Raw genomic sequence first — 7,412 nt, 5'->3', positions numbered from 1 at the left:
GCCGTCGCCGATGGCGATCTTGCGCGGCTTGGCGCGCTCGGCGATCGGGATGCGCAGGGTCAGTACCCCCGCCTCGTAGTCGGCGGTGATGTGCTCGGCCGCTCGGAGAGCTCCATCTGGGCCTGCTCGGAGCGGGCGGCCGGCCGGCGTTCGGCCTTGACCGTCAGCATGTTCCGCTCGACGTCGATCTCGATCGCATCCTTGCTCACGCCCGGGACGTCCAGGGCGATCACGTACTCCTCGCCGTCACGGTAGGCGTCCATCGGCATCAGGGACGGCTTCGACCACGTACCCGGACCCATCAGCTGCTGGGTCAGACGGTCGAGCTCACGGAACGGATCGGTGCGCATCAGCATGGGAACCTCCTGACGTCTCTGCAATGGGTGCCAGTGCGCTTCAGGTACCACCGTTGTAACATGTCATCCAAACGATGACAAGTCTTGCTGGTATCGAAGAGACGACAGAGCTGGCGATCCGCAGCTGCCGCCGCTCCGCGGCCCCGTCCCCGCCCCGGAAACCCCGCCTCGCCGACCCAATAAGCCGGTCGTCAGTGGCTGGGGAGGTCGCCGCGTCCGGCGGTCGGGCACGGCACGCGTTCGCCGGTGGCACGCAGGCCGCCGAGCAGTGTGCTCAGGTAGCGGCGGGCGGTGTCGATCCGGTCGGCGGACGTGCGGCCCCGGACGTCGACGGCGTGGGCGATGCCGCACATGAGCGGAACGAGATCGCCGGCGACGACGTCGGGACGGACCGCTCCGGCCGCGCGGGCCCGGTCCAAGAGCGTACCGCCGGCCGACCGGAGCGACTCCTTGAGTTCCGAGGTCCTCGGAAGTGAGTCCGCTTCGGCGGCGGTCACCGGCGCGAGGGAGGCGTCGGTGACCTGTGCTTCGACGACACGCAGCAGGAAGCCCTCGAACGCGCGCCACGGGTCGGTGTCGGCCAGCGCCTGCTCACCGTGCGCGGCGAGGGCCTCCAGGCAGGGGGTGGCGACGGTCTCCAGCAGCGCCTCGGGGGAGGCGAAGTGCCGGTAGACGGTGCCCACTCCCAGGCCGGCGCGGCGCGCGACGTCGTTGAGCTGCAGCGGGACCCCCTGGTCGACCAGGTCGCGGGCGACGGCGACGATCCGGTCCCAGTTGCGGGCCGCGTCCTTGCGCAGGGCTGTCGTCATGACGGGCATCCTAATCGGATGGCCCATCCGGAATGGCAGCCCGCCCGCGCCCGTGCCGCCGGACCGCCAGAGGGTCAAGTGGTCGTGAGAGGTGCGTGGCGTTCGCTGAGCCGTCGGACGGCTTCGGCGACCCGGGTGTCGGCCGCCGTGCGGAACGGCGTGACGGGGCGCGCCTGGGCGCCGATGACGGTGCCGGTGCGGCCCGTGAGGGTGTCGTCCGTGGCAGCGGTGATCGAGGGCCGGGCGGCCACGGACGCCGGGCCCGAGGTGGAGCGGGCGAACGTGCGACGCACCAGCGGCCACAGGAGGCGCAGGGCGGGTGAGACGATCTTGGGGTCGGTCATCGTGCCGTTGGTCATGTCGGTCGCCGCTCCCCCGGGGTCGGCTGCGAAGACCGAGACGCCGGTGCCGTCCAGCCGCTTGGCCAGGTGCAGGGTGTAGGCGAGGTTCGCGAGCTTGGCACGGCCGTACCAGTGGAAGCCGTAGTAGCCGCCGGGCGGCTCCACGGCGTCGAACACGCGCTTGGCGACGGTGACCGCGCCCGAGGTGACGTTCACGATCCTGCTCGGCGCCCCGGCCGTCAGCGTGGGCAGCAGGAGTTCCGTCAGCAGGTACGGCGAAAGGTGGTTGACGACGAACGACGCCTCGATCCCGTCCACGGCCTGGCGGACCGGGAACATGGCCCCGACGTTGTTGACCAGCACCGTCAGCGGTTCACCCGCGGCCGCGCGGTCGGCGGCGATTCGGTCGGCGAGCGCGCGCACCTCCTCCAGCGAGGCGAGGTCGGCCGGCAGGAACCGGGCCTGGCGGGCCGGGTTCTCCGCGTTGATGCGTTCGACCGCTCGGGCGCCGCGCTCTGCGTTGCGCCCGACCACGGTCACCGAGAACCCGGCAGCGGCCAGCCCCACCGCCGTCTCCAAGCCGATGCCGGACGTTCCGGCCGTCACGACAGCTGTCTTCCCCATGCGCTCCTCGCTCCTCCACCCGAGCAGACATCCGGATAGTTCATCCGCTTGGTGGGACGGTAGCACAAACGGATGCACCATCCGTTTACCGGTAGCGGTGCGCGGCACGGGGGCGCCCTGGCCGTCGAGCCGTCCCGACCTTCCGGACCGCGAGCTGATCGCCGGGCGGCCGCCGCTGCCACGACGGCAGCAGCCTCCTCTTCGCGCTTCCCACCACCGGCCAGGCCGAAGCGCAGGGCGGCCACGCCATCTCGTCGGCGGGTCAGAGGCCGGGCAGCCCCACCAGGGCGGCGCCCAGGCCGAGGACCGCGCAGACGCCGAGGGTGCGCAGGACGCTCCACCGCAGCTTGAAGATCAGCAGCGCCGCGATCACGGTGATCACGAGAGCTGTGGGGCGCAGGGTGGTCAGGTCGGGCAGGGCGAGGGTGAGCGGTCCGAGGTTCTTGTCGTCGACGTCTGTGAAGAGGGCGTGTTCGGCGAAGTAGAGGGCGAGGTTGGCGATGACGCCGACGACGGCGGCGGTGATGCCGGTGAGGGCTGCGGAGATGCGGCGGTTTCCGCGCAGGCGTTCGATGTAGGGGGCGCCGAGGAAGATGAACAGGAAGCAGGGCACGAACGTGACCCAGGTGGTCAACAGGGCTCCGAGCAGGGCCGCGGCCCACGGGTCGAGGCTGCCGGGGTTGTGGTAGGCGCCGAGGAAGGCGACGAACTGGACCACCATGATCAGAGGGCCGGGGGTGGTCTCGGCCAGGGCCAGGCCGCTCACCATGTCCTTCGCGCTCAGCCAGCCGTAGGTCTGCACGGCCTGCTGGGCGACGTAGGCCAGAACCGCGTACGCGCCGCCGAAGGTGACCAGTGCGGTGCCGGAGAAGAACACGCCCTGGGTGGTGAACACGCTGCCCGTGCCGGTCAGTACGGCGACGGCGGCCACCGGTACGGTCCACAGCAGCAGGCCGATCGCAAGGATGCGCCAGGTGCGGCGGCGGCTGGGCTGCTCGTGGTGGAGTGCGTCGTCGGGAATCAGGGGGGCCGGTCCGTCGTCGGCCCCGTGTCCGCCTGGGGGCTTGAGCGCGTCGGGCTTGTAGCGGGCGATGAGCCAGCCGGCGAGGGCGGCTGCGGCGATGACCGCGGGGAACGGTACGGAGAACAGGGCCAGGGCCGCGAACGACGTGGCCGCCAGGGCGATCAGCAGCGGGTGGGTCAGCGAGCGCTGGGCGACCCGGGAAACGGCCTGGCCGACGATCGCCACGACCGCGGGGGCCAGGCCCGCGAACACGCCGGTGACGGCCGCCGTCGATCCGAAGGCCACGTACAGGACGGACAGGGCAAGCAGGGTGAGGACGCCGGGCAGGACGAACAGACTGCCGGCGATCAGGCCGCCGCGGGTGCCGTTGAGGAGCCAGCCGGTGTAGATCGCCAACTGCTGGGCCTCCGGGCCCGGCAGGAGCATGCAGTAGCTCAAGGCGTGGTTGAACCGCTGCTGGCCGATCCAGCGCTTGTCCTCCACCAGCGCCCGCTGCATCACCGCGATCTGACCGGCCGGCCCGCCGAAGGTCTGCCAGGAGATCGCGAACCATGCCCGGGTCGCCTGCCGCAGCGGGATCACGTCTCTGCCGGCGGTGGTGCCGGCGGCGGCTCCGGCCCGGAGGCCGGGTGACTGTTCGGTGGCGGTCACCGGTACTCCCTCTTGTCTTGATCAAGGCCGTACGAGACGGCCGGGGTCCAGACGGCTGGGGGGCGCGCGACGACCTTTCCCCTCCCGCCCACCGTTGTGTAACCATGGTTGCATCACCTGCTGGGGCGTCGGTAGAGGAAGTCTCGGGGACGGACATGAACAACTCGTTGCACCCTTCGGATGCCGGTTCGGCAAGCCGGACGGGGTGCCCCGCGTGAGCGGCCCGGACATCGAGCGGCAGTGGGTGCTGCTCTCCTACCGCCTGCCCCGGGAGCCCTCCACCCCGCGGATCTCCGTGTGGCGCAAGCTCAAGCGGATGGGTGTCGCGCAGATCAGCGACGGCCTCATCGCCTTGCCCTCGGACGCCCGTACCCGTGAGCAGTTGGAGCGGATCGCCGAGGAAGTCACCGACTCCGGCGGCACCGCCACGGCATGGATCGCCCGTCCGGCAGCCGCCGGCGACGAGCAGGAGCTCATCGACGCCATGAGGCAGGCCCGCGCCGCCGAGTACCGGCAGGTGCGTGCCGAGGCCGAAAAAACGGCCCGCGAAGGGGACGAGGCCGGAAGGCGGCGCACGATGACCAGGCTGCGCGCCGAACTGCGGCGCATCCAGCGCCGCGACTACTTCCCCCCACCCGACCGGCACACCGCAGAACGAGCCGTCGACGCCCTGCACCCAGCCAACACCCCGGAAGAGAGCACCCCGTGAAGTGGGCCCCCGCGCCGGCATCCACATCGACCGCGCAGCCTGCGCGTGCCTGACCGCGCGGGTGCAGGCCGTCGGCTGGGGCGTGGTCGGCCGGAAGGCGGGTAGCCGATTCCTTGCACATACGCGGGCAGGCGGCAGACGGCCGCCAAGATCGCGCCGCGGGGAGTGGCGGCGAGCCGGACCTCCTGCCCGGAGGGGGCGGCGGTCAAGGGCCACTGCACTGCCGGACACGCACGGGGGGACCAGCACCGCACACGCGCAGGGAGGCCTTCCGTGTCCGACACCGCCGACCCCGTGGACCGTCCGGACTCCCTGCCCCCTGCCGCCCCTCACGTGGACGCCGGCCTGGAGGCGGTGTTCGACCGGGTCCGGCAAGAGGTCGCGGTCCGCGCCGACCGTCTGTGGGACACCGCGCTGGCCCTGCACCGCGATCCCGAGCCGGCATACGAAGAGCACCAGGCGGCCGCACTGCTCACCGCGGAGCTGGCGCGGGAGGGCTTCCGGATCGGCCGCGGGACCGCGGGACTACCCACCGCGTTCGCCGCGTCCACCGGGAGCGGCGCCGGGCCGAGGGTGGCGCTGCTCATGGAGTACGACGCGCTGCCCGGGCTCGGCCACGCGTGCGGGCACAATCTGATCGCCGCTGCGGGCCTGGGAGCGGCCCTCGCCCTGCGGGCCGCTCTCGGCGACTTCCAGGGCTCGCTGCTGGCCGTGGGCACGCCCGCGGAGGAGCGCGGCGGGGGCAAGGTGACACTGGTGGAAGCCGGGGTGTTCGACGGCGTGGACGCGGCCCTGATGGTGCATCCCGGCGTCCACAGCTGGTCGTGGGCACCGCTGACGGCCAGCGTGCAGGTCCAGGTGGGGTTCCACGGCCGCGCCGCGCACCCGACCGGCAGCCCGACCGAGGGCATCGACGCACTGGGCAGCTTGATCCAGCTCTTCAACTCGCTGGGGGTGGTACACCGTCGGCTTCCGCCCGGGTCCCACGTCCAGGGCGTCATCACCGACGGCGGGCGGGCCACGAACATCGTGCCTGCCTACGCCGAGGGGTTGTTCGGGCTCCGCGGCGCGACCACGACCGCGCTCGAGGCGCTCGCGGGCGAGCTGCAGCGGTGCGCCGAGGGGACGGCGGCAGCCACCGGGGCCGCCGTGGCCGTGGAACGGGTGGGCAGGCGCTACGAGCACTTCCGTGACAACCCCGTACTCTCCGCACGGTTCGCCGGGCACCTGGCGCGGGCCGGGATCCACCTGACGGAACCGGAGGCGGGCGTGTACCTGGGGTCGTCCGACATCGGCAACGTGAGCACACGCCTGCCGACCATCCATCCGTTCCTCGCCATCATGGACGCCGCCGACGGCTCGGACCACACACCCGCGTTCGCCGCGGCGGCCGCATCACAGCGGGGGCGCCGCGTCATGCTCGCCGCAGCGGAAGCGCTCGCCTGCACGGCGGCGGAAGTGCTGCTGCGCCGCGCCGTGAGCGCCCGGGCCTGGGCAGCGCTGCGGGAGAAGGCCGCGGCGGACCCGTGAAGGTCGAGGGCCGGGCCCCGCATCCTGGACCACTGCGACCACTGCGGGAGGTGATCGAGGAGCTCACCGTCCACGCCGGGACCGAGGAGCGGTACTTCCGTCCCTGCCGCCCGCGAGGCCCACCCGAAAATTACTTGACATATGGGGACTCAAGTTTTATGTGTCGATATAGGACGTTTTATTGCGGATGCTAGCGGCACGTGAGGAGGCCGGGAATGGCTCGCGCAGTCGGTATTGATCTGGGAACGACGAACTCGGTGGTCTGCGTCCTGGAGGCCGGTGAGCCGGCTGTCGTCACGAACACGGAAGGGACCCGGACCACGCCTTCGGTCGTGGCTTTCGGCAAGAGCGGCGAGGTGCTGGTCGGTGAGATCGCCAAGCGCCAGGCAGTCACCAACGTGGACCGCACCGCCCGCTCGGTGAAGCGGCACATGGGCGACACCGCGTGGCGCTTCCCGGAGAAGGGGGACGTGGACGGGAGGCGGTACACCGCACAGGAGATCTCCGCCCGGGTGCTGCAGAAGCTGAAGCGGGACGCCGAGGCGTACCTCGGCGAGGACGTCACCGAGGCGGTGATCACCGTGCCCGCGTACTTCAACGATGCGCAGCGCACGGCGACCAAGGAGGCCGGCGAGATCGCGGGCCTGAAGGTGGCGCGGATCATCAACGAGCCGACCGCGGCCGCTCTCGCCTACGGCCTGGACAAGGAGAGCGACCAGACGGTGCTCGTGTTCGACCTCGGTGGCGGCACCTTCGACGTGTCGCTCCTGGACATCGGCGAGGGCGTCGTGGAGGTGAAGGCGACCTCCGGCGACACCCACCTGGGCGGCGACGACTGGGACCAGCGCATCGTCGACCACCTCGTCCAGCAGTTCAGGAACGGCTACGGCATCGATCTGTCCAAGGACAAGATGGCCGCGCAGCGCCTGCGCGAGGTCGCGGAGAAGGCGAAGATCGAGCTGTCCGCCGCAACGGAGACCACGATCAACCTGCCCTACATCACGGCCTCGGCCGAAGGCCCGCTGCACCTCGACGAGAAGCTCACCCGCGCCCAGTTCCAGCAGTTGACCTCCGACCTGCTGGAACGCTGCGAAGGCCCGTTCCACCAGGCCGTCAAGGATGCCAAGATCGAGGTCTCGGACATCGACCACGTCATCCTCGTCGGCGGCTCCACCCGGATGCCCGCCGTCACCGACCTGGTGAAGAAGCTCACCGGCAAGGAGCCGCACAAGGGTGTGAACCCGGACGAGGTCGTCGCCGTGGGCGCCGCCCTCCAGGCCGGTGTCCTCAAGGGCGAGGTCAAGGACGTCCTGCTCCTCGACGTGACCCCGCTGTCCCTCGGCATCGAGACCAAGGGCGGCATCATGA

The 7,412-nt window shown here is 71.3% G+C and carries 6 protein-coding genes and 1 pseudogene; 3 read left to right on the top strand and 4 right to left on the bottom strand.

What is annotated here, in order from left to right; genetic code table 11:
• From IF43_RS37335 to chrA, 4 genes and pseudogenes are all read right to left on the bottom strand, one after another.
• Positions 1-356, bottom strand: a pseudogene (locus tag IF43_RS37335) (Hsp20/alpha crystallin family protein); the annotation flags it as partial.
• 191 nt (positions 357-547) lie between these two features.
• Positions 548-1,165 carry a TetR/AcrR family transcriptional regulator gene (locus IF43_RS0134865; protein WP_037891388.1) on the bottom strand — a complete coding sequence of 206 codons (618 nt, stop codon included), beginning with the start codon at positions 1,163-1,165 and terminating at the stop codon, positions 548-550.
• Positions 1,166-1,239: 74 nt separating this feature from the next.
• A complete protein-coding gene (locus IF43_RS0134860) occupies positions 1,240-2,130 on the bottom strand; it encodes an SDR family NAD(P)-dependent oxidoreductase (RefSeq protein ID WP_030210700.1) in 891 nt (296 codons plus the stop codon).
• Between the two features lie 262 nt (positions 2,131-2,392).
• The gene (gene chrA, locus IF43_RS0134855; protein WP_030210698.1) at positions 2,393-3,805 is read right to left on the bottom strand and encodes a chromate efflux transporter; all 1,413 of its coding nucleotides are present in this window, start codon (positions 3,803-3,805) and stop codon (positions 2,393-2,395) included.
• Between the two features lie 214 nt (positions 3,806-4,019).
• On the opposite strand from chrA, the gene IF43_RS0134850 reads away from it, so the two are divergent.
• From IF43_RS0134850 to dnaK, 3 genes are all read left to right on the top strand, one after another.
• Positions 4,020-4,514 (top strand): Chromate resistance protein ChrB, encoded by a 495-nt coding sequence (locus tag IF43_RS0134850; protein WP_234332645.1) that lies wholly within the window; start codon positions 4,020-4,022, stop codon positions 4,512-4,514.
• 333 nt (positions 4,515-4,847) lie between these two features.
• Positions 4,848-6,044 carry an amidohydrolase gene (locus tag IF43_RS0134845; protein WP_030210694.1) on the top strand — a complete coding sequence of 399 codons (1,197 nt, stop codon included), beginning with the start codon at positions 4,848-4,850 and terminating at the stop codon, positions 6,042-6,044.
• Between the two features lie 215 nt (positions 6,045-6,259).
• Positions 6,260-7,412, top strand: a 1,153-nt coding sequence (gene dnaK, locus IF43_RS0134840; protein WP_030210691.1) for a molecular chaperone DnaK, incomplete at its 3' end; no start/stop codon positions are given.

Origin of the sequence: Streptomyces sp. NRRL S-87, from assembly GCF_000719335.1 — a bacterium.
Classification (GTDB): Bacteria; Actinomycetota; Actinomycetes; order Streptomycetales; family Streptomycetaceae; genus Streptomyces.
This window is presented reverse-complemented; position numbering and strand designations above follow the sequence as displayed.